The sequence below is a fragment of the uncultured Oceanicoccus sp. genome (genome assembly GCF_963968385.1).
GTDB lineage: Bacteria > Pseudomonadota > Gammaproteobacteria > Pseudomonadales > Dasaniaceae > Oceanicoccus.
In genome coordinates this window covers 1-21,958 of sequence record NZ_CAXAHB010000026.1, presented here as the reverse complement: position 1 = coordinate 21,958, position 21,958 = coordinate 1, and the positions used below count along the sequence as shown (strand labels likewise).

General features: G+C 45.9%; 24 protein-coding genes. 5 read left to right on the top strand and 19 right to left on the bottom strand.

The window, feature by feature from the left end; all coding sequences use genetic code 11:
- On the top strand, positions 1-836 hold an 836-nt coding region (gene waaC / locus AACP44_RS04450; RefSeq protein WP_339339272.1), incomplete at its 5' end, for a lipopolysaccharide heptosyltransferase I.
- Positions 837-906: 70 nt separating this feature from the next.
- Entirely contained in the window at positions 907-1,878 is a 972-nt protein-coding gene (locus tag AACP44_RS04445) for a nitronate monooxygenase (protein ID WP_339339271.1), read from the top strand.
- Between the two features lie 40 nt (positions 1,879-1,918).
- On the opposite strand, the gene gspN is transcribed toward AACP44_RS04445, so the two are convergent.
- The 15 genes from gspN to AACP44_RS04370 all read right to left on the bottom strand — a co-directional run bounded on the left by gspN (position 1,919) and on the right by AACP44_RS04370 (position 17,483).
- Positions 1,919-2,698, bottom strand: a complete 780-nt coding sequence (gene gspN, locus AACP44_RS04440) for a type II secretion system protein N (RefSeq protein ID WP_339339270.1) — start codon at positions 2,696-2,698, stop codon at positions 1,919-1,921.
- A gap of 3 nt (positions 2,699-2,701) precedes the next feature.
- Positions 2,702-3,178, bottom strand: coding sequence for a type II secretion system protein M (locus AACP44_RS04435; protein ID WP_339339269.1), 477 nt, complete (start codon positions 3,176-3,178; stop codon positions 2,702-2,704).
- Positions 3,179-3,182: 4 nt separating this feature from the next.
- Positions 3,183-4,400: a type II secretion system protein GspL gene (gspL, locus tag AACP44_RS04430; protein ID WP_339339268.1), complete on the bottom strand. Its 1,218-nt coding sequence runs from the start codon at positions 4,398-4,400 to the stop codon at positions 3,183-3,185.
- Positions 4,401-4,417: 17 nt separating this feature from the next.
- Entirely contained in the window at positions 4,418-5,488 is a 1,071-nt protein-coding gene (gene gspK / locus AACP44_RS04425; protein WP_339339267.1) for a type II secretion system minor pseudopilin GspK, read from the bottom strand.
- Positions 5,463-6,086 (bottom strand): type II secretion system minor pseudopilin GspJ, encoded by a 624-nt coding sequence (gspJ, locus tag AACP44_RS04420; protein ID WP_339339266.1) that lies wholly within the window; start codon positions 6,084-6,086, stop codon positions 5,463-5,465. The genes gspK and gspJ overlap by 26 nt, the downstream gene beginning before the upstream one ends.
- An 11-nt stretch (positions 6,087-6,097) precedes the next feature.
- Positions 6,098-6,511, bottom strand: a complete 414-nt coding sequence (gspI, locus tag AACP44_RS04415; RefSeq protein WP_339339265.1) for a type II secretion system minor pseudopilin GspI — start codon at positions 6,509-6,511, stop codon at positions 6,098-6,100.
- Positions 6,504-7,172 (bottom strand): prepilin-type N-terminal cleavage/methylation domain-containing protein, encoded by a 669-nt coding sequence (locus tag AACP44_RS04410; RefSeq protein ID WP_339339264.1) that lies wholly within the window; start codon positions 7,170-7,172, stop codon positions 6,504-6,506. Before AACP44_RS04410 ends, gspI begins: the two co-directional genes overlap by 8 nt.
- Positions 7,159-7,608, bottom strand: coding sequence for a type II secretion system major pseudopilin GspG (gene gspG / locus AACP44_RS04405; RefSeq protein ID WP_339339263.1), 450 nt, complete (start codon positions 7,606-7,608; stop codon positions 7,159-7,161). Before gspG ends, AACP44_RS04410 begins: the two co-directional genes overlap by 14 nt.
- A 76-nt stretch (positions 7,609-7,684) precedes the next feature.
- Positions 7,685-8,911 (bottom strand): type II secretion system inner membrane protein GspF, encoded by a 1,227-nt coding sequence (gene gspF / locus AACP44_RS04400; RefSeq protein WP_339339262.1) that lies wholly within the window; start codon positions 8,909-8,911, stop codon positions 7,685-7,687.
- A 13-nt stretch (positions 8,912-8,924) separates the two neighbouring features.
- Positions 8,925-10,427: a type II secretion system ATPase GspE gene (gene gspE / locus AACP44_RS04395; protein ID WP_339339273.1), complete on the bottom strand. Its 1,503-nt coding sequence runs from the start codon at positions 10,425-10,427 to the stop codon at positions 8,925-8,927.
- Between the two features lie 51 nt (positions 10,428-10,478).
- Positions 10,479-12,479, bottom strand: coding sequence for a type II secretion system secretin GspD (gene gspD, locus AACP44_RS04390; protein WP_339339261.1), 2,001 nt, complete (start codon positions 12,477-12,479; stop codon positions 10,479-10,481).
- 104 nt (positions 12,480-12,583) lie between these two features.
- Positions 12,584-13,546, bottom strand: a complete 963-nt coding sequence (gspC, locus tag AACP44_RS04385) for a type II secretion system protein GspC (RefSeq protein ID WP_339339260.1) — start codon at positions 13,544-13,546, stop codon at positions 12,584-12,586.
- 539 nt (positions 13,547-14,085) lie between these two features.
- Positions 14,086-15,387 (bottom strand): sodium ion-translocating decarboxylase subunit beta, encoded by a 1,302-nt coding sequence (locus AACP44_RS04380; protein ID WP_339339259.1) that lies wholly within the window; start codon positions 15,385-15,387, stop codon positions 14,086-14,088.
- Between the two features lie 16 nt (positions 15,388-15,403).
- Positions 15,404-17,185, bottom strand: a complete 1,782-nt coding sequence (gene oadA / locus AACP44_RS04375) for a sodium-extruding oxaloacetate decarboxylase subunit alpha (protein ID WP_339339258.1) — start codon at positions 17,183-17,185, stop codon at positions 15,404-15,406.
- 52 nt (positions 17,186-17,237) lie between these two features.
- Positions 17,238-17,483, bottom strand: a complete 246-nt coding sequence (locus AACP44_RS04370; protein ID WP_339339257.1) for an OadG family protein — start codon at positions 17,481-17,483, stop codon at positions 17,238-17,240.
- Between the two features lie 266 nt (positions 17,484-17,749).
- On the opposite strand from AACP44_RS04370, the gene AACP44_RS04365 reads away from it, so the two are divergent.
- Positions 17,750-18,736, top strand: coding sequence for a tRNA-dihydrouridine synthase (locus AACP44_RS04365; RefSeq protein WP_339339256.1), 987 nt, complete (start codon positions 17,750-17,752; stop codon positions 18,734-18,736).
- A gap of 194 nt (positions 18,737-18,930) precedes the next feature.
- Here AACP44_RS04365 and AACP44_RS04360 read toward each other — a convergent pair whose 3' ends face one another.
- The 3 genes from AACP44_RS04360 to AACP44_RS04350 all read right to left on the bottom strand — a co-directional run bounded on the left by AACP44_RS04360 (position 18,931) and on the right by AACP44_RS04350 (position 19,978).
- On the bottom strand, positions 18,931-19,236 hold the full coding sequence (locus AACP44_RS04360) for a hypothetical protein (RefSeq protein WP_339339255.1): 306 nt from the start codon (positions 19,234-19,236) through the stop codon (positions 18,931-18,933).
- 85 nt (positions 19,237-19,321) lie between these two features.
- Positions 19,322-19,633 (bottom strand): hypothetical protein, encoded by a 312-nt coding sequence (locus AACP44_RS04355; protein WP_339339254.1) that lies wholly within the window; start codon positions 19,631-19,633, stop codon positions 19,322-19,324.
- Positions 19,634-19,849: 216 nt separating this feature from the next.
- Positions 19,850-19,978 carry a hypothetical protein gene (locus tag AACP44_RS04350; RefSeq protein WP_339339253.1) on the bottom strand — a complete coding sequence of 43 codons (129 nt, stop codon included), beginning with the start codon at positions 19,976-19,978 and terminating at the stop codon, positions 19,850-19,852.
- A gap of 112 nt (positions 19,979-20,090) precedes the next feature.
- Here AACP44_RS04350 and AACP44_RS04345 point away from each other — a divergent pair, with 112 nt between their 5' ends.
- On the top strand, positions 20,091-20,465 hold the full coding sequence (locus AACP44_RS04345; protein ID WP_339339252.1) for a hypothetical protein: 375 nt from the start codon (positions 20,091-20,093) through the stop codon (positions 20,463-20,465).
- Positions 20,466-20,471: 6 nt separating this feature from the next.
- Positions 20,472-20,663 (top strand): sulfatase-like hydrolase/transferase, encoded by a 192-nt coding sequence (locus AACP44_RS04340; RefSeq protein WP_339339251.1) that lies wholly within the window; start codon positions 20,472-20,474, stop codon positions 20,661-20,663.
- Between the two features lie 438 nt (positions 20,664-21,101).
- Here the strand turns inward: AACP44_RS04340 and AACP44_RS04335 are convergent, their stop codons facing one another.
- Complete coding sequence (locus tag AACP44_RS04335; protein ID WP_339339250.1) at positions 21,102-21,845, bottom strand: 4'-phosphopantetheinyl transferase superfamily protein; 744 nt, start codon at positions 21,843-21,845, stop codon at positions 21,102-21,104.
- Positions 21,846-21,958: the final 113 nt, after the last annotated feature.

The window sequence follows — 21,958 nt, the reverse complement described above, 5'->3', positions numbered from 1 at the left end:
TATTTGGCGGGCAATTAAGCAGCTTCTACCAACAGCTTAATGATGCTGATTATGACGTTATTCTGGATGCACAAAACAATATTAAAAGCGCTGTTATTGCCTGCCTGCGTCGAGGCAAAGTTCACGGCCTGAGCAAACAGAGCATTCGTGAAAAACCGGCCCACTGGGCCTATCGCTATCAACATGATGCCGATCAATCTCTACATGCAATTGCCAAGCAAAGACTATTATTTTCCAAAGCAATTGGTTACGAACTGCCGCAAACTTTACCAGATTACGGCATTGACCGCAGTCTGATGCAGCCGCCGACAATTGAATTACCTGAGCGTTTTTTATTTTTTGTTCACAATGCCAGCTGGACCACCAAGCTATGGCCGGAATCACATTGGCATAGCCTGATTAAGCAAGCGGCAGATAACGATTATAAGGTGCTACTTCCCTGCGGCAACGATGAAGAACTGGCCAGAGCAAAGCGTCTTGCAGAACACTATAGCAATGCGACAGCACTGCCAAAGTTGTCACTCTCGCATATCGGTGGCATAATAAGTAAAGCCGCCGGTGTAGTGACTTGTGATACTGGGCTTTGCCATTTAGCGGCGATGTTAGGTTTACCGACGGTGAGTTTTTATGGCCCTACCAGCGATCAATTAGTTGGCACTGTGGGTCGAAATCAGGCACATATGATTGCAGATACAAAAAGTTTTGGCTGTGCACCCTGTTACGGCAGACGCTGCACAAAAGATGGCGTAGACAAGACAACAGCCGACTGCATGGTATCTTTTTCACCGGACAAGGTTTGGACCACTTTGATGCAATTAATTGCCGCGCGCCGCTAGCCACTGCAAGCTATCATTCCTGCTTTAACTGCATGCTGATAAAAAAAATTATATTTAGGAAGACTACCTTATGAACCAAAATGTTAAACAATTCTTAGCAGATACCGGCGCCAAAACTCCTGTTATCTGCGGTCCAATGTATCCAGGATCAAATCCTGAGCTAATAGCAGCCGTTTCTGACAGTGGCGGACTTGGTATAGTGCAACCGGTGACTTTAACCTCACTTTATGGTCATGATTTTCGTGAAGGACTTCAGTTGATCAAGCAACTAACGGATAGGCCGTTTGGTGTTAACTTCACCATTTTTGGCGGGGCCAATAAAAAATACCATGAGCAGATGAAAGAATGGATGCACATATCCATTGAGGAAGGAGTTAAGTTTTTTCTAACTTCTCTCGGCAAACCGGATTCAGTGCTTAAAACGGCCAAGGAACATGGCATCAAGGTATATCATGATGTACCCAATAAAAAGGTGGCGCTGGCCATGCGCGACTCTGGTGTTGACGGACTTAATTGCATTAATTGGCGTGGTGGTGGCCAGACAGGTATTCAATCCGCAGAGCAGTTTATGGAGGAGTTGCATGATATTGATATTCCATTGATATGCGCAGGTGGTATCGGTAATGCCAAAGATTTCGAACAGGCTTTACAAATGGGCTATGCCGGCGTCCAACTAGGAACCCGTTTTTTAGCCACCCACGAATGCAAAATTACTGACTCCTATAAACAAGCGATCGTTGATCATTCGGAAGATGATATTGTTTGGACCAATAAAATAGCCGGTAATAACTCTTCGGTGATAAAGACTGACGATATTATGAAAGGCGGCTTGCAAACTGGTCCCGTTATCAATTTTATGTTGCGAAATCCGCGTTTAAAAAAGTATGCGAGGATGTGGTTAATGAGCAAGGGTGTTCGTAATTACAGCAAAACTGCATTTAGTGATGATGTAAAATTTTGGCAGGCCGGCAAAGGATTAAGCAATATACAGTCGGTTGAGTCAGTCGCTGATGTAATGAAAAGCTTTGCTCTTCCTGATTAGTCCAGTTCTAGCATAATCACCGAACATAGCGCCATCACGATCAAAGCCGACCGCGATTTTTCAATACAATATCGCCCTGCTTATTGCGCTTGCCAAACCAAGCGATCGATGCTGTGACCTCCGGCGCTAATTCTGGTCTTGCTTGCAATACGGCATCCAATTGATATTCACCATTAACCGGATTGATAATTAAAACACCTGACATGCCCAGGTCGGCATTAAAATCATTGATATCAATATGAACCTGATTATCTTGCAGGAAGACTTGCATCATATAGCTGCCTAACGGCATCTCATAGTTGCCGCCCAACCAAACTATAGATTCCGCATTGAGCAAACCATCAATAGCGAGTAGTTGCTGGTCAGCAATAATATGGTCAAATACAAAAACAATATCGCCTTTCACCAGCATTGGAACCCAAGGCTCCAATAAACTGATTGGCAATCGTCCTTCCAGATTATTAATGGTGATGGGATCAGTGGCGCTGGCAATGACAGTGGCCTGCAGATGATGCTCTGGCGCATCGGCTTTAACATGGACAACAGCCGTACGATCTAACAATGACAGAGGTTCAAACTCCCATGACAGGACACCTAAAAGGATCGCCTCCCCATCAATTGTGATAACAGCCTGATTGGCCTGCCCCTGCCAAACCGTGCCTTCAAGGTCGGTTAACGCTATGGCGGGCAGGTTGGGCGCCAGTAGTTGGCGTTTTTCTAATTCATCCAAAGCCAGTGGTATTAGTGAAGCAGGTGCATTGGCAATCGCTAACCCAGCGCCAACCACAACTAACATCAAAGCAATCAAAAAAGCTTTCACCGATTAAATACCCTGCCGCAGCCGCACGGACACATTGACCAAACCGGTAGCCATACCCGGGGTGATAGAAAGATCTTTAACTGATATACCATGGTCATTTTCCATAGTGCTGATCCAAGCGATAACATGATTAAAGACAGCATTTTCAAATCTTACTTGCACATCACCAGACGAAGAGGGTTGAAAACGATTCATTGTCAGCTGATTGGCTTTTACCGTGGTATCGATCAAGCGGGTAAGATTTTGTTTTGAACCGGTATTGTCAACACCTGACTTTTGCAGCGATTGATATTCTTCTGCCAATGCCTTAACAGCAAGCAGACTTTTTGTCGCCTGTTGATTTTGTTGTTGCAAGTTTGACACCGAGGCTGATAACGGCGCAAAAATCATCACAAACAACAGATACATCAAAACCACAAAACCGCCAAACAGCAATACAAGCTGCTCCTGACGACGTAAATTATTAAACCATTGCTGCATAGTGTTAACCCCTTATCCGAAGTCTGGCACGGGTTTTTCCACCCTCGGCATTGCTGCCGGTTAATTCAGCCTTTAAACCGAGCTTTGCTAAATTGGCACGAGCCGTTTCTACATCATTAAAGTCCGACGCTAAAATAGTGATACGCACTTCCGATTGTTTCTCGTTGTAGTTTAAGCTTTGCAAACTTAAACCGTTAACTGCATTGAGTACCGGACCAATTTGACTCAACATTGCAACAAAACCTTCACCAGAAGCACCTTTCAGCGCAGCCACTTTGCGACGCAATTGTCTTTCCGGATCCATCACGGCGCCACGCGGGATAACCGAGCGATAAACCTGCTCTATTTCTGTACGCAATTCCAGATTATTTTGTTCCAGTACCGAAAGCTGGGTGTAGGACCCAAGCAATTGGAATATTATTGCTGCAGCTAACAAGACTGTTGCCACTTTCCATGTTTGCCACCACCGCTTCCATGGCAGACTGGGAGCGTAGTCACCCTGCAGTAGATTGATGGAGTCCGGCGTTGCTTGGTACTGGCTTAAACCCGCTGCAATCACTGACCAGTAATCCTGATATTGCCAAGTAGCGATACCCCGTAATAGCTCCGGCAATTGTGCCGCTACTGCATCTTGTTGTGCTTGCTGGCAATAGATTATCACTTGCTCAGGTAATTGATCTGCTTCATCCAGCATTAACTGCAAGGCAAAGGTTGCAGCATCCATCTCCAGAGCAAAACCTTCATATTGTGCCGAACGCACTAACCAGCGATCTCCATCAACAACAACACTCCAGCTGTTATTGCGCAAAGGGATATAAAATAATTCTGACACTAGCTGATTGATTTCAAGAGTTTCTGGTAGGGCCTCGGCAAGACTCTGATCCAGAATATCGCGTTTGATAATCGCCACGGGGACAACGCTTTCTGCCATATTCCCCAAGGCAATATGCTGCTCTTCAATATTATCGATGCAATCGTCTTCTAACGAATAGGGAATAGTCTGGCGAAGTAACTTACGTTCATGGCGTTCGAATGCCACGGTTTTTAGGCTGATATTTTCGGCATGGGCTAACAGCGTGACGGTGTTGGTTTGATTGCACTGCGCTTGCAAACGCTCACTATCACCTACCATTAATTCGGGAGCAGCCGTAGCATTATTGCCGGCTACCAACCACTCGTAGTTATCAATACCACATGGTTTTATCAGTATTATCGAATTCACGATGACTATTTGCCTGTTTAGTTATTGTCTATGACTAAGTTTTCACTCACCGATTCAGCCATACATTCACCAAACCCAGACTGGCCTCTGGCAATGGTTTTAATACTACCATCTTGCCGACGGTGTAATACGCTGTATAAAGTGAATGCTCTGGTCAAAAAAATACTCTCTGTTTTTAGTAAAAAATACTCGCTTTTTATCGCCAAACCACTGTCACTCAATTTTGAGGCCGGATGTGCAGTGGTAAAGTCTTTCAGTTTGTCATAACCCGTTTTATGTTGGGTAAAATCCGCCGTTATATCACCATCACGCTGTTCAATTAAAAGCTCTGCGTCCAATTCCGACAAAGCCTGGCGATCGCCGGCAACATTAATGGCACGCAGTACGGTAGCCTCTGCGGTATTGACATTAAGCTTGGCACTATCGTCTAACGCTGTTACATAGGGCGCAAGCGCTTGGTATATCTGCGGTGTTATCCCCTTAACCCAACGCAATTCAGACACACTGTTAAACGCTCTATTAGCCGGTTTATAAGGCAGCTCTAAATCAGCATAGTAGCCATCTTCTGCACCACCTTCAGGCCGGACATTGCTATCACTGTCCACCCAGTCTGAAACGGCACTGGCAATATATTCTGCCTGCGATTGGTCAATCGGTTCGGCTAACTCCAGCGTCTGTAATAAGCGAATAAATCTTTCCTGTGCTGGGGTAAAACCAGCCGTCGCGTTTTTGTTATCCGACAAGCTATTAAGGTTAAAGCGCCCCTGCAAATCACATAAAGTGCCGGCGATTGCACCCCACTCTGTCGGATACTCTATGGTCTTGTTTAACCAGCCTTCACTGCGATGATCTTTATTGGGGCCATCCACCAAATCCGTTTGCAACACTTCTCGCGCAATACCTTCTACACCCACCATATAAGCAAACGCCTGCTTACCATGCAACTGATTTTCTACCCGTTTTAAGGTAACCAGAAAATCACTTTTTAACGTTGTCGCCAATAATGTGACTATCACCACCACAACCAGTGCCAGTATTAGCGCGGCACCCTGTTGCTTGGATTTATGGCTGGGCGATACTGATAACACGTCTCACCTCGCCAAAATTTTCCAGCTCAAATTTTATCTCCACGGCCAGTGGCAGGCTTCCAGTATCATCCCAATTATTTATCCACTCACCACCCAATGGGCTTGACGAGGCGTTAACTGAACCGGCATTTAAAAACGCTAATTCCAGTTTAATCACCCCTGTTAATAATAAGCTGCGCTGTTGGCCTTGGTATTCCGACTTGCGATCCAGTACCGACCAGCTTTCTCGCCACAGTTTATCCTCTTCTAAAACATAGCGAACTCGCTGCAATTCACCGCGCGGCAATTCCCGTGGGTTGTGCCATCCCCGGCGCGTTAATGTCAGAGGATAATGACTTAGCGCACCACCGATTAATGCACCTTCAACCATGTCATACTCATTGCTAATCGGTCTGGCTACGGCATTGCGAATATCCCGTTCTAAAACAGCTAATGGCAGCTGTATATCAGCAATTTGCTGTGCTTGCTCCTCATGCCCTTCAGCAGCGATTATGGCGGTACTTAACCCACTGTAAGCCAGCATCGCCACAAAGGCGGTAATTAACATCGCCAGCATCACTTCGATTAAAGTGAAACCCGCCAATGGCTTAATGCTCATCAAGGATCGCTTCATAACGGCCGATGATAACGATCTATTAAACCGGTAACGCTAACAATCGAAGATTCCTGATCATCTTCATCACTATAGACAGATACCACCACTTGAAGAAAATTATTATTTTCCGTTTTAATGGGTTTAATACGCCAAAACCATTGTTTGCCCGCCATCTTTTCAGTACCCGAGCGCTGATCGGTGATTAATCGATTACTTTTGCTATTTTCTAAATAAACCAGTTCTAGCTGATTTAATGCCACCCAGTGGGCAACAGTCTGCATCCGCAAATAGGCCGTACTGTTAATCGTGCTCATTATTTGGAACAGCAACGAAGAAACGGTCACCGCCACAATAATCAACGCCACCATAACTTCAACCAAAGTAAAGCCATGGGATTGATTAAACGCTCTGCGGATGGCTTTATTCATCGTCCTCTAACCCTGTGACTACTTTAATTCGACCGAGCTCGTCACCTTTGACAACAACCTGATTATCCGGGTTTTGCGCATCGTATAAAGTCATCTGAAAAGCACTGATTTCACCACTGGAAAGCAACCATAAGGCCGGTAGCAGGGGCGGCCCCTTTTCAGTATCCGTTAATTGCTCGACGATGCCCTGCTGTTTATCAAACACACTGGCCTGCTGGACAATGGTTCGTTTGGGTAAAATTTTGACCTCCTGTTCCGAGCCTTCCAACTGCAGTTTGACGTTAATGCCTGGGGAAAATAAAAAATCCACCGCACTGTTAGTGCCATCGGCCAACGCCCAATCACCAGCTTTATTTCGTACTAACCAGCGATAGCCATATTGTTCCGCTGTGTCCCCAGTATTGTTATCAGCCGGTTGACGATAAATATCCACCCCCCACTGACTATTACTAAGGATAGCTTCTTCGGCAATCAAGGCTGAGCTGTTGGCAAACTGCTTGGCCTCACTCAGTAAACGATAGCTTTCATTACCGCCCACATTAAAATTGGCAAAGCTAAAACCTAAAGCAATAATCAGCAGAACGATTAATAACTCGATCAGGCTAAAACCCTGATTTGGCATTATTCGAGTTTTATTGGCACTCAATTTATTCGTTGTCACCACCGTTTTTCATCCAGCTGCCAATATCGGCATTTTGGCCTTCACCACCGGTAACACCATCGGCACCCAAGCTATAAAGATCATAATCATCATCGCTAAACTCGGCGGGGCTTAGATACAAATAGGGACGCCCCCATGGATCTAACGGCAACGCTTTTAGATAGCCGCCTTTTTTCCAGTTGTTAGGAATAGGATCAACGGTTGGTTTTTCCACCAGAGCCTCTAAGCCCTGATCACTGGTTGGATAGGTAAAATTATTTAGGCGATACAGACTAAGCGAGGTATCAATCGCACTAAAATCCGCTTTGACTTTTTGCACTCGAGCATCATCGGCCTGATCCAACACATTGGGGGCCACGACACTGACCAATAAACCAATAATGACCAATACCACCATTATTTCGATCAAACTAAAACCTGATTGCGTCTTTATCATCTTTTACTATCACCTAATTTAAGGATTTGGGTTAACACTTAACATTAAAACCTGAATTTAAAGCTTGGTCTAAAAACTACGCCACTAAATTATTCATTTGGATAATCGGTAATAAAATGGCAAATACAATCGTGCAAACAACGGCTGCCATTACCAGAATCATCATTGGTTCAAACACGCCCATTAAATTATCCAGATTCATATCTAGCTCACGCTGCTGGGTGAGCGCCGACCTTGCCAGCATACTTTCCAGTTCACCACTGGCTTCACCACTGGCCACCATATGTACCATCATCGGTGGAAAAACCTCCGCCTGATCCAGCGCCCGATACAAGCTACCACCTTCTTGCACAGTAATCGCTACCTGTTGACTCGCTGCTCGCAGGCGCAGGTTGGTTAACACTGCTCCGGCTATTCGCAAGCCATCCAACAACGGCACACCACTGGAGGTTAATATACTCAGGGTCGAAGCAAAGCGAGCGGTATCCATCGCTATTACAAAGCCGGATATAAACGGTAGCTTTAATATCAAACGATGCCAGGCCATACGACGCTGTGGATTTCTCAATAATCGCCGCCAAGCCAGTATCAAAATAATAAGCTTAACAATCAGCAACCACCATTGTTTAGAAAAGAATTCACTGGTGGCTATGACTATTTTGGTTAAGGCGGGTAATTCCTGGTTAGTATGATTAAACATACCAACCAAATCAGGGACGACAAAAATCATTAACACGCCGATAACGGCCACTGAAAGCAGCGTTAAAATAATTGGGTAAATCATCGCGCCTTTTAATTTTTGCGCGGTGTGCTGACTGTTTTCTGTGTAATCGGCCAACTGCTCCAAGACAGTGCCCAAAAAACCCGCTGTCTCGCCAGCCTTGACCATAGAACAATACATTTCATTAAAAATTTGTGGGAAGTCACCCAGCGCATAGGCCAGACTATGTCCTTCCAATACTCGGGCGCGCACCTGCAGCATTAAACTTTTGATCCGCTGCTTTCTGGCTTGCTGTGCTGTTGCGGTAAGCACTTCATCCACCGGCATACCGGACTGTACCAGCGTTGCCATCTGCCGAGTAATCAAACACAAATCAGCCTGACTGATGCGCGGTTTAAATAAACCTTGAAGATTCAATCCTGCACGGGGCTTGGTAATTTTTTCTGCTGATTCGGTAACCGCTATGGGTTTTAATTGCCGCTGTCGCAACTGACTTCTGACCTGACGCTCCGAGTCACCCTCAATAACGCCCTTGACCATTTTGCCATTGCTATCAAATGCTTTATAACTGAATGCTGACATGGTGAGTCCAGCCTTAGGCTGCGGTTACCCGCAACACCTCTTCAACCGTTGTTTCGCCTGCCAGCACTCGGCGGCGTCCATCATCTAAAATTCCTCCGGCACGCTTGCGCGCTTCGGCAAGTATTTCTTGCTCACCAGCTCCCTGATAGATTAACGCCCGCAACTGATCATCAATGTCTATCATTTCATAAATACCGGTACGGCCTTTATAGCCGCTATGATTGCAATGATCGCAACCGCTGGCGCGGTAGACTGTGATATCGTCTGAGGTGCCGGACATACCCAGCAAGGCTAACTCTCCCTCGCTGGCAGAATGACCCTCTTTGCAGTGATCACATAATACTCTGACCAGACGCTGCGCCAATACGGCAACCACACTGGACGATAATAGAAAAGGTTCCACGCCCATATCTTGCAAACGGGTAATTGCACCGGCGGCGGTATTGGTGTGTAAAGTAGATAACACTAGATGACCGGTTAAGCTCGCTTGCACGGCAATTTCTGCGGTTTCGGCATCCCGTATCTCACCGACCATAACTACATCGGGATCTTGACGTAAGATCGCACGCAGACCTCTGGCAAAGGTCATATCGACTTTGGTGTTCACCTGCGTCTGACCAATGCCCGGCAATAAATATTCCACCGGATCTTCAATAGTGAGAATATTACGACTGCTTTGATTGATATGGGTTAGGCCGGCATACAAGGTGGTGGTTTTACCAGAACCGGTTGGACCGGTAACCAAAATAATACCGTGGGGTTTATGCAGGGCTTTAATATAAGCGTTATGGGTGTGCTCGTTCATTTGCAATTGGTCGAGATGCAACTGCCCCGCCTGTTTATCTAACAGACGAAGGACAACGCGCTCACCATGAGCCGATGGAATCGTTGAAACACGAATATCCACCGCATGGCCGGCCAAGCGAATGGAAATACGGCCGTCTTGCGGCACCCGCTTTTCAGCAATATCTAATTTCGCCATTACCTTTAAACGGGAAACTAATAACGGCGCCAACATACGTTTTGGCGACAACACTTCAGTCAGAATGCCGTCGATACGAAAACGCACCGTCAGTTTATCTTCAAAGGTTTCGATATGAATATCGGACGCTTGCTCTCGCACTGCTTGTGATAATACGGCGTTAATTAAACGAATCACCGGTGCGTCATCGTCGGCATCCATTAAGTCGGCGGTATCGGGAATTTCATCGGCTAAACGAGCAAGGTCGATATCCGACCCCATATCCTCGGCTACTTGGACCGCTTCGTTATTGTCTTTTTGGTAGGCTCGGGTTAAGCGCTGCTGAAAGGCGGCCTCGGATAATTCAGTAGTCAAAAAAGTCTGGCCTAAGGAACGACGCAGTTCAAGCAAAGTGGCAAGCTTTAGTCCGCTGCGATAATAAATATGCGGCTGTTCATTATCATATTGCAAAAAAACGCCATGGCTCTGAGCAAAAGTAAACGGCAATAGCTGAGATCGACTAACGTCATCGTCTGGGTTTTGGTCTGTAATCATCGCCTCGGCATTATCCATGATGCGCTCCTTTACCAGCGGAAAGACCTAGTCTCATTTCTCTGCTGCCTCTGCTTCCTTGTTTTGAATACTCCGTAGCTCCTCCAACTGCTCGCGCCACTCTGGCAGCAAGGGCAAGGCTTTATCATCAATAAGACTGACACCTTCTTCAATTTCCTCTAACTGCTGTGCGCGAATCAAACTGTATTTTTGCGCGGTGGCATGGTCCATAGCACGCTTATCACGAACAATGGTAGGGCGAATAAAAATTAATAAATGTTTTTTATCAATTTTGGTGGAGGTATTTCTAAATAATCCACCGATAATGGGTATGTCGCCCAATAGCGGCACCTTCTGAACCTGCTCAGTAACATCATCTTGAATCAAACCGCCGAGAACAATGACCTGACCATTATCTGCCAGCACTTTGGTATTTATTTTTCTCTCTTTGGTAATAAGGTTGCTGTTAAGCGCCACCCTATCTTCGGTAACGCTGGACACCTCCTGTGAGATCGCCAACACCAATGAGTCGCCTTCATTAATCTGTGGAGTGATTTTTAAAGTAATACCGACGGTCTCGCGTTGAACCGTCTGGAAGGGATTATCGGGGGTAGTGGAATTCCCTGTCGAGGTATAAGAACCAGTCACAAAAGGAATATTTTCACCAACGCTAATTGATGCCTCTTCATTATCCAGCGTTAGTAATGACGGTGTTGAAAGAATATTGGCTTCCTGATTTTTCTTTAATGCATTGATCACCACATTAAAACTATAATCATCTTTAAGTCGACCCAAGCCCAAGACTTGTCCCGGCCTAGTGCCTAACACTTGAGCAATACCGGGTGTTTGATCAATGCTGATAACATTACCATCTTTATCGGTTCCAAAAGCAGCGCCGACAATAGCAGCCCCCAGCCCAGATTGATTAGAAGACGTATAGGCACCGCTATCATTTTGGAATAGCCACTCCACACCCAATTCACGACCATCGTTATCGCTCATCTCTACAATAATCGCTTCAACCAAAACTTGCGCGCGACGAATATCCAAACGCTTAACCACAGATAATAACGGTTGCATAATGTCAGCTTCAGCGGTGACAATCAGTGAGTTGGTGCCTTCATCAGCCTCAATGGTGGCGGTAGCTTTTTGATTACCTCTGACTTTGTCATTCTTATGATTCATCCGCTCCATATTTTGCACAACCTTGGTCAACACACCGGCAAGATCTTTGGCCACGGCATATTCAAGGTAGACCACTTTCATGGTACCGCTTTGTGCTAACGGGGTATCGAGATGGGCAATTAATGATTTAACCCGCTGGCGCTCAAGTTCATCGCCACTAACCAAAACGCTATTAGTTCGTTTATCCGCCACTAATACGATTTTTTTGGTTTCAGCTTGATTTTTAGATGAGTTCGATTTTTTTAGCTGCTCCAGCATTTTTACCACTTCTTCCGCTGAAGCATATTCTAGCGCCACAATATCGGTTTTTTGTACCGCGGATAAATCAATACTTTTTATCACTGTTTTAATGCGGTTGATATTGGCTTCGGTATCAGAAATGATAATCGCATTACTGGGTGCATAAGCCGCCATATGGGCCTGCTGTGGCGCCAAAGGACGCAGCACCGGAATCAATTTGGCCGCTGAAATATTTTGTAACTGAATAACCTGAGTAATGATTTTACTGCTGATATTTAAATCATCTCCGGTGTTAACTTCGACAGGCGCGGTTCTGGCATTCTGGGTGGGAATAATACGGGTGATATCACCAGATTCAACCGCCGCAAAACCCTGCACTTCCAGAATCGATAAAAATAACTGGTAAAGTTCTTCGCTTGTCACCGGTTTGGCAGAAATTACCTGCACTTTACCTTTAACTTTGGGATCGATAATAATGGTTTTTTTCGTTGCCTTGGCAACAAAGCGAATAAGCTCATGGATATCAGTGTCTTTAAAATTTACCGTCCAAGTCTGCTCGGTTTGAACGGTAGCAGTCGGCGCCGTTTGCGCTGTAGCTATCGCGCTAACGGCAACCAATAAGACCAACATTACTGACAGCTTTGCGGTTTTCAATCCCCGTTGAAATAACCTCATAAATTTCTTCCTTATTCGCCTGTTTATTAAATTTATTACTACAGCCAATATAACTTTTACTAATCGCCCAAGGATACTAACACTTCAACTGAAGCGCCATTACGGTTGACCACAAAGGCGGCCTCTGATGCTGTCCGCATCAATTTATAAATTTCTAATGCTTTGGAGGGCTCATCTAATTCAATACCATTAATACTGGTAACAATATCATTAGTTTTAAACCCCAACTGGGCAAACTGTTTGCGATCACTGCCGGGCTTGACGCGATACCCTAACATTTTGCCATCTTTTTGCGCGGGTGATATCTGTAACACTTGCGCTAGTGAGGTCGGGTTTTTATACAAACGGTCGCGATAGCCCTTGGCAAGCTTGGTGATTCCGGCACTGCTGCGATTATCCGTTAATATTTTTTGCTTGGCTTTAGCGCTGGACGCCTGGCTGGTGGTAGCCAACGGTTTCTCTTGGTCATATAACCACAGGGACTCATAGCGACCATTGTTATCTAAAATCACATGGTCAGGCATCACCCTAGTCAAACTCACTTTATTGCCGGTTGGTAATCGGTCACCGATATAGTATCGATCCTGTTTATTTTGAAAAACAATAACCGCGAGTGACTCGCCATCATCCGGCGAATAGACGATGCCTTTTAGGGTCAGATTCAATTTGGTTTTAACGGCATTTAACGCTATATCATCGGCTACTGTAGCCGGCTTGATCTCGGTTTGTGGCGCCGATACCGCACCGACTTCACCAAACAGGTTAATCGACTGCAATTGGCTTATATCGAGATCATCACCGGTCCGCAGCACAGAACCCTCCGCTGAGGGCTTATCGGTATCATCAGGAATAGCATCACGACTAAAAAAAACGCCCGCTAACTGGACCAAGGCAAATAACAGCCACAGTATCAGCGCCCCACAGACGGCCTTATTGATCGATTGCACAGGCACAGTTCTGGCCAACTCAATAAGCTGTTGCCCAAATAGGGTCACTCTGGCCGCCACCTGTTCTAGGGTCAATCTATCACCTCAAATTTATTACTATTAGGAGGGCATTATATGAGGCATACAAGTTGATAGGAAGACTAACACCCGCTCAGTGGCAACAATTAACCGTATTATTCACACTTCACTGGAAAACGCCGAGTCATCACTTAGAATTACTCTACCTCTTGGCAAACAGTGTTTTATCTTTTTCCGCCCTGATTGCCAGTGGAGAACAACAGTAACATCCTTATATGTCATCAATGTGTCCCTGAAACTACACTACAAAGATAGTACAAAAGCAGAAAAAAACCGAGAAGAATTTGTCTTATCTAAACAGTATTAAACATTATGAGTAAGAGAATTTTTATCAATAGACGCACTGGCCTGGATCGACGCACAGGCAAGGATCAACGTCAAAATCCAAGGCTGGACCTAAAGCATAGGCGCAGACGCAAGACTGACGATCGACGGGATCTGAACCGGACAGGTGCCGAGCACTTCTATGCATTGAATAATGATTCTAACCACGGCAACCTAGGCAACCCAGGCAACCTGGATAGCCTCGACAAACACTAGCCAACCAGACTAATCATCACCCCAGCAGCAACCGCCGAACCAATAACCCCAGCCACATTCGGCCCCATGGCATGCATCAGCAAGAAGTTTTGCGGATTGGCATCCAACCCCACTTTATTTGACACTCTGGCCGCCATTGGTACCGCTGAAACACCGGCGGAACCAATCAAAGGATTGATCGGCGTACTGGAAAGTCGATTCATCAACTTGGCCATCAACACGCCACAGGCCGTTCCGATACCGAAAGCCACCATACCCAGTAGTAAAATACCCAAGGTATTCAAATCCAGAAATTTATCTGCACTCAGCTTGGAACCCACTGACAGGCCTAGAAAGATAGTCGTGATATTGATCAGCGCATTCTGGGTTGTATCACTCAGACGATCCACCACGCCACATTCACGCATTAGATTACCTAGGCAAAACATACCCAATAGAGGTGCCGCTGAGGGTAATACCAAAGCCACTAAGATAAGTAGCACCAATGGAAAGCAAATTTTTTCAACCTTGGACACAGGGCGTAACTGCACCATCACAATCTGGCGCTCTTGTTCTGTGGTTAAGGCTTTCATAATGGGCGGCTGAATCATCGGCACCAATGCCATATAAGAATAAGCTGCCACCGCAATCGCACCCAGCAAATCAGGCGCTAACAGGCTGGCTACATAAATAGCGGTTGGGCCATCGGCACCGCCGATAATACCAATAGCAGCGGCATCGGCGAGGGAAAAATCCATCAAACCCAGCGCGGTTAAGCCGACCGCGCCCAGCACGGTAGCGAAGATACCAAACTGAGCAGCGGCACCCAGTAATAAGGTTTTGGGATTGGCCAGCAAAGGGCCAAAATCGGTCATGGCGCCCACCCCCATAAAGATAATCAACGGGGCAACACCACTGGCAATGGCCACGGTATAAAAGTTGTAGAGCATGCCATTGTTAAAGCCAAGATCAGCAGCGGTTTGCACCGTTAACAGATGCAAACTGGCGCTAGCAGCTTCATAGGCGTGGAAAATATCCTTACCGGTTTCCCAGCTGGTGACTTGTAAGGCAGTAGCCAAAGCTTGCAGGACTTCCGGCTCAGCAGAATAGATCGCATTCTCGACTGCGGAAAAGGCCAAACCGGCACCGGGAATATTGGCCAGAATACCACCAAAACCAATCGGGACTAATAATAGCGGCTCAAAACCACGGTTGATGGCGAGGTATAACAATAACAGCCCCACCAGAATCATAACGAACTGGCCGGGCGCGATTTGATAAAGTCCCGAGTCGGTCCAAAGCGCTAATAATTTTTCCATACAGCAATAATTCCTGTTAGGCGATATTTAACAACACGTCGCCAACAGAGACCGTATCGCCCTCTTTGACAGTGACACTGGTTACCGCGCCCGATGTTGCAGCGCGCACTTCGGTTTCCATTTTCATGGCTTCAAGAATAATAATCACATCACCCTGCTGTACATGCTCGCCAGCGGCTACATTGACCTTAAAGATATTACCGGCCAGCGGCGCAACCACCGGCTCGCCACCGCCAACAGCCGGCGCCGTAGCCGGTGCAGCAGCCGCGACCGGAGTCATATGAGTAATATCACCACCTTCGGCCACTTGCACCACATAGCTCTGGCCGTCAACAGCAACGGTATAGACCTCGGCATCACCCGTAGCCGGTGCGGCAGTGGTAACGACTTCTTCACCGGTAGGTACCGGCTCAAAGGCATCCGGATTATTTCGGTTCTGTAAAAATTTCAGGCCGATCTCGGGAAATAAGGCGTAAGTTAATACATCATCAATTTCATTCTCGCCGGCGGCTAGCGTAATCTCTTTTTCGCTGGCAATGGCCTGCAGATCAGCAGTCAGCTTGTCGACTTCTGATACCAATAAATCGGCAGGACGACAAGTAATCGCCTCTGCACCATCCAGAACGCGGGCTTGCAACTCGGTATTGACCGGTGCCGGTGTGGCGCCATATTCGCCTTTTAAAACACCCGCGGTTTCTTTGGAAATCGATTTATAACGCTCGCCAAACATCACATTCATCACCGCCTGTGTGCCGACAATCTGTGAGGTAGGGGTGACTAGCGGAATATAACCGAGGTCCTTGCGCACCTTGGGAATCTCGGCCAAAACATCATCCAACTTATCGGCTGCGCCCTGATCTTTAAGCTGGTTTTCCATATTGGTCAACATACCGCCGGGCACTTGCGCCACCAGAATACGCGAATCCACCCCGCGTAAAGAGCCTTCAAACTTGGCGTACTTTTTCCGCACATCACGAAAGTAAGCGGCAATTTCTTCCAGCAAGCTAATATCAAGACCGGTATCGCGATCAGTATCTTGTAGCATTGCCACCACCGATTCGGTGGGGGAATGACCATAAGTCATACTCATTGAAGAGATCGAGGTATCGACATTATCAATACCCGCTTCAATCGCCTTTAATGCCGTTGCGGTTGATAAACCTGTGGTGGCATGACACTGCATATGCACCGGAATAGTTAATGTTTTTTTCAACCGGCTGACTAACTCAAAAGCGACATAAGGCTTTAACAAACCGGCCATATCTTTAATCGCAATAGAATCAGCGCCCATCGATTCGATATTTTTCGACAGCTCAACCCAGCCATCAATATTATGCACTGGGCTTAGGGTATAGGAGATAGTGCCCTGAGCATGCTTGCCCACTTTGCGCACCGCTTTAATTGCCGTTGCCAAATTGCGCGGATCATTCATCGCATCAAACACGCGAAATACATCAACACCGTTAACCGCAGCGCGCTCAACAAAACGATCAACCACATCATCAGCGTAATGACGGTAGCCCAAAATATTCTGGCCACGGAATAACATTTGCTGCGGCGTATTCGGCATCGCTTTCTTTAATTCGCGGATACGCTCCCAAGGGTCTTCACCCAAATAACGAATACAGGCATCAAAGGTGGCCCCACCCCAGGATTCCAGCGACCAGAAGCCGACCTGATCCAGTTTTTCAGCAATAGGCAGCATATCGTCCAACCGCAGGCGGGTTGCAAACAGTGATTGATGCGCATCGCGAAGTACAACATCGGTAATACCTAGGGGCTTTTTGTTGTCACTCATTACCATAAACCTTAGCGTGGAAAATTAGTCTTTAGAATTAATCACTGCATTACTATTTACGCGAACGATACTGATGAATAGCGGCACTGATAACAGCCACCAAGCGATCGTCGTTTGGGCCTGCCACGGGTTTGCCTGCCGGCGCATTGGCATTGGATATAGACATAGGCTTGGCATAACGCAGCAATAGCGCTGACATCAAGGTTGTAGCAATAATCAGCAATACCAGAAAGGTAAACACCGTACCCATGCCGTAGAGCATTAACTCAATGCCCTGCTGCATAAAATTGTCCTGCATTGTCTGCTCCCATGTTTAATCTGATTGTCATTATAAAGGGCAACATCACCAGCCAAGGTAGCCGGAATAGACGGAGACGGATAATTTACAGGTTATCCCACCTTTAGGCAATAAGTAGCGCTTTTAATAGACACCATCAACAAAGCAACAACAGCTTTATAATCAGTGAGTTATCGCTCTATACTGAGCAACTGTTCGCGCTGTGGCGCAAGCGACGTATAATCGCGCCACTGTTATCAAAGCCACTGTTACCGAAGCCAATCATTATGCGAATTATGCTAGCCCCCATGGAAGGTGTTGTTGATCACACCATGCGCACCATGCTCACCGCCGTGGGCGGCCTTGATCGCTGCGTCACTGAATTTGTCAGGGTCACCACCGCCAAGCTGCCGGCGAGAACCTTTTACCGCTACTGCCCAGAATTACACAACAATGGCCTGACCCCCAGCGGGGTGCCGGTTTATCTCCAACTGCTAGGCGGCCAGCCCGAACCCATGGCAATAAATGCAGCGCGAGCGGCTGCACTGGGCGCGCCCGGTATTGATATCAACTTTGGCTGCCCCGCTAAACAGGTCAATCGCAGCGATGGCGGCTCGGTACTGCTCAAAGAACCCGACCGTGTTTATGCAATTATTGATGCCGTTAGAACAGCGGTACCGGATAACATCCCCGTCACTGCAAAAATTCGCTTGGGATTTGAAGACCGCAGTTTATTGGGCGATGTCTGTCAGGCTGTTTTTGCTGCCAATGCCGGCGAACTGACCATTCATGCGCGGACCAAACAGGACGGTTATAAACCACCAGCCTATTGGTCGGCAATTCAAGCTATTAGTGCCAACAGCCCTATTCCGGTTATTGCCAATGGAGAGATTTGGTCGGTAGAAGATTATCGCCAATGCATCAAACAAAGTGGCTGCGCCGATATTATGCTGGGACGCGGCATCCTTGCCTGTCCCGATCTGGCCAAACAAATTACTGCCGCACAGAAGCAGCAGGCCAATACCGCTATGGACTGGTTGATGGTAGTTGAATTGTTAGCGCAGTTTTGTATCGTCACTGAAGCGGCGTATCAACGTCGATATGTCGGCAATCGGGTTAAACAATGGCTGGGGTATTTACGCCGACAGTATCCTTTGGCAGAAGTATTATTTGACGATGTTAAGCGGCTAAAATGGCCGGAGGAAATTGCAACAGCTATTGAAGTGCATAAGCAAAGCCAACAAACTTCGAGATTAAAACAACGCGTTGGATAAACCGTTGGCTGACATACAGCCAGAAAACTCAATCGCTCATCTTTAGATTAAAAGCGGATGCTACTTGATGGCAAAGGTCTTTATTAACTGCAAATTTAGGTGACTCCTCCGATATTGAAAATAGCGACACAGAGGAGCCAAAACTAAACCTAAATCGACATATCAGTCAGATGACAATTTAAAAAACCACTATGCTAACGCCTACGCCCAGACCCAGGCGGCCAATCCATACATTCCGAGAACTTCCCCTCGAACGCCTTTTGAGTACACCAAAGAAATGCACCGAAAGGACTGATCAACATCCACTGCGAGACATTTTTTTTAGTCATAATTTTCTGTTTGGAAAACGGCCCTATTCGACCAAAATCCAAATTTATTGCCGCCCAATCGCCATGGTAAAAGGCCGTAGGCTGTTGCCTAATATCATCGGCGACAGCGTATTGATTGATAAAAAACGCCAGTACCAACGAACTAAACAAAGATTTACCTTGAGTCTGCATAATATCTTCCTTGTATTGATTGAATTACTAATGGATTGGGTATTGCGAAAAGCAAGCTAGCGCAACAACCATTGAGGCATAGCGATTAATAAGGCTTAAACGGCCTAGATCCGGGCGGCCAAAAAAAACATTCCGAGAAATTGCCCTTGAACACCTGTTTAGCACACCAATAAATTGCACTGACAGAATTGACCAACTCCTTCTTCTGGACATTTTTTCCGGTCATACTTTTCGGTTTGGAAAACGACGCTATTTGACCAAAGTCCATACTTATTCTGGTCTGATCGCTGAGGTTAGAGGGCGTAAACTGCTGCTTAATATCACCGGCGACAGCGTATTGGGTGATAAAAAACGCCAGTACCAATGAACTCAATAAAGATTGACCTTGAGTCTGCATAATATCTTCCTTGTATTGATTGAATTACCGATGGGATGAGTATTGCGAAAGCAAGCTAGCGCAATACCTGCCCGACAAAGATCGGACTTCTAGCAATTAAGCATTAATATATTGCAAACAGATGAAAGCTTGATGAAGGTTTTATGACAATCAGATCAACTAATAGTGAAACAGCCTATGCGGCAGCTTGTTCAGGATCGGCTGTACTTTTTAACACTAGACTAAATCGACTTTATCAAACTGACGGATAATCAAATCCTGCTGATTATTTTCAACAGCCAGCGCCATATGATGACCGGGGTCGGGACAAAATAACTGAAGAGCATTCGTGGGGGTACCCTCCACAATGGTAAACTGGCATAATAAATGCCAATAAAGTTTGGGGTAAGACTTTATTATTTAGTGGTTGAGTTTTGAAAACCTATAAGCATAAAATTTAATTGGGGAAAACCATACAATGAAAAAAGCACTGAAAATTTTAGTTGCATTAATTGCAATATTCTTCACCCTAAGTGGAATTAAATGGATTGTAGATCCAGCAAGTGCAGCGGCTGGCCTGGGCATGCCCATTCTCGAGGGTGTAGGTCGCAGTTCTCTGATTGGCGATATGACCGCTTTTTTCCTAACGGTGAGTTTCTGTCTTTTTATCGCACTTATCTCCGGAAATCGGGTTTGGTTTTATCCCTCGATTATGCTGTTGGGAATTGCCGCTGTAGCTAGGATACTCTCCTGGTTGTTGCACGATGCCGCTTTTGTTGCGCATATGATTGCTTTCGAAGTGATCGTCGCCAGTCTTTTGTTATTCGCATCGCGCAAACTCTCAGAAGAGTAATAATCTATGACCCCAGTCGATGACTTGGGGTTTACCGATATTTCTCCCTATGGCAGTGAAATCAACACCCCTGCGATTGCCGATTTAGCGCGCCGGGGTGTCAGTTTCACTAACTACCATACCGCCACCAACTGCGCTCTAACCCGCGCCATGTTACTCACTCGGGTCAATAACCATCGCGCTGGGGGTGAAAAATAACTTTTTCATTAAAACCCCTACTTAAGCTAGCTAATCACCAACATGCCCATGACATTATGATGATAAAAAATGACGAATCACTTATTTGAAACTCTGCCATACATAGCTATTTCTACTATTAAGCCGTTCTGAAAACTCAATAACTCAGCTTTATGACAAAGCGTAAAACTGCTGATACCAACTATAATGCTTAGGGTCTTATTAAAAGGTTGAGATATTTCAGACTGATTGAAATTTCATGGAAGCTTTATGTCACTAAAATTAAACGTTAGAAAAATAAGGGGAAGAAAAAAGATGAAAGACGCTAAAAGTGAGGATATTTAAGCTTATTTATGGCGAAAGATATCTGCTTTTAACCGATATTACTGGGCTCAAATGCATTATCTTTTACTTTTTTTGAACGCACTAAATATATATGTTTTGAGATAAACGACTGCTTTAGCAGCTAGACTTAGGCTTCAACGGAACTGTTTCAAATTGACGGACTAGCAAATCCTGCTGATGGCCTTGAACAGCCAGGGCCATACAATGATCGGGGTCGGGATATACTAATCGGAACTGCCAAGCCGTTGGATCTTGCTGAATCCTGTCTGAAAAACTGATGGATATAGTGTCGGCATTTTCAATAGCAAAACTAAAATTACCCAAACCCAGACTTATACCGCGACCATCGGCTTTTATATAAGCTTCTTTCAATGTCCAATAATCAAAAAAACGGTCTTGCTGCTGGTCGACAGGCAGTGAAAATAATGCATTTAATTCCAGCTTGGAAAAATAACGGTCGGCAATCGCCAATACATCATTTTTACGTTTGATATATTCAATATCCAGACCTATAGCATGGCTGCGACTGACGGCACAGGCCACCATCTTTGAGCTATGACTCAGATTAAAACGCAACTTGATACCTTGGTTGCTCACTTCAGGCTTGCCGTGCTCACCTTGACTAAAAGTCCAATCAGCCGGCTCAATATCGGCATAATGCGACAGAACCGTTCTGGCAAAAACGCGGGTAATCATATCGGCAACACGCGACTGTTCAGAGCGAAAACGGCGGTTGCGCTGCTGCTCCTGCTCGGACATTAACGGCAAATAAGACGCCACCAACTCAGGGCTCAGCTGGCAAATATCAGTACGCCAGATATGCACTTCGTTATCGTCCAATGTCAGTAATTGTGCCAACGCATCACTCCAAAAGATTTAGCCGTGTTTAAAAACATCACTCTCATTTCAAAACTATTGGGGGTTGTTGGGGGTTCTTAGGAAGAACAGCAAACCAATAGCCACTAGATCAA

Coding starts and splice junctions, on each gene's coding strand:
- AACP44_RS04445 (WP_339339271.1), top strand. CDS start 907: ATGAACCAAAATGTTAAACAATTCTTAGCAGATACCGGCGCCAAAACT.
- AACP44_RS04435 (WP_339339269.1), bottom strand. CDS start 3,178: ATGCAGCAATGGTTTAATAATTTACGTCGTCAGGAGCAGCTTGTATTG.
- gspJ (WP_339339266.1), bottom strand. CDS start 6,086: ATGAGCATTAAGCCATTGGCGGGTTTCACTTTAATCGAAGTGATGCTG.
- gspI (WP_339339265.1), bottom strand. CDS start 6,511: ATGAATAAAGCCATCCGCAGAGCGTTTAATCAATCCCATGGCTTTACT.
- gspG (WP_339339263.1), bottom strand. CDS start 7,608: ATGATAAAGACGCAATCAGGTTTTAGTTTGATCGAAATAATGGTGGTA.
- gspF (WP_339339262.1), bottom strand. CDS start 8,911: ATGTCAGCATTCAGTTATAAAGCATTTGATAGCAATGGCAAAATGGTC.
- gspE (WP_339339273.1), bottom strand. CDS start 10,427: ATGATTACAGACCAAAACCCAGACGATGACGTTAGTCGATCTCAGCTA.
- gspD (WP_339339261.1), bottom strand. CDS start 12,479: ATGTTGGTCTTATTGGTTGCCGTTAGCGCGATAGCTACAGCGCAAACG.
- AACP44_RS04380 (WP_339339259.1), bottom strand. CDS start 15,387: ATGGAAAAATTATTAGCGCTTTGGACCGACTCGGGACTTTATCAAATC.
- oadA (WP_339339258.1), bottom strand. CDS start 17,185: ATGAGTGACAACAAAAAGCCCCTAGGTATTACCGATGTTGTACTTCGC.
- AACP44_RS04370 (WP_339339257.1), bottom strand. CDS start 17,483: ATGCAGGACAATTTTATGCAGCAGGGCATTGAGTTAATGCTCTACGGC.
- AACP44_RS04365 (WP_339339256.1), top strand. CDS start 17,750: ATGCGAATTATGCTAGCCCCCATGGAAGGTGTTGTTGATCACACCATG.
- AACP44_RS04360 (WP_339339255.1), bottom strand. CDS start 19,236: ATGCAGACTCAAGGTAAATCTTTGTTTAGTTCGTTGGTACTGGCGTTT.
- AACP44_RS04355 (WP_339339254.1), bottom strand. CDS start 19,633: ATGCAGACTCAAGGTCAATCTTTATTGAGTTCATTGGTACTGGCGTTT.
- AACP44_RS04345 (WP_339339252.1), top strand. CDS start 20,091: ATGAAAAAAGCACTGAAAATTTTAGTTGCATTAATTGCAATATTCTTC.
- AACP44_RS04340 (WP_339339251.1), top strand. CDS start 20,472: ATGACCCCAGTCGATGACTTGGGGTTTACCGATATTTCTCCCTATGGC.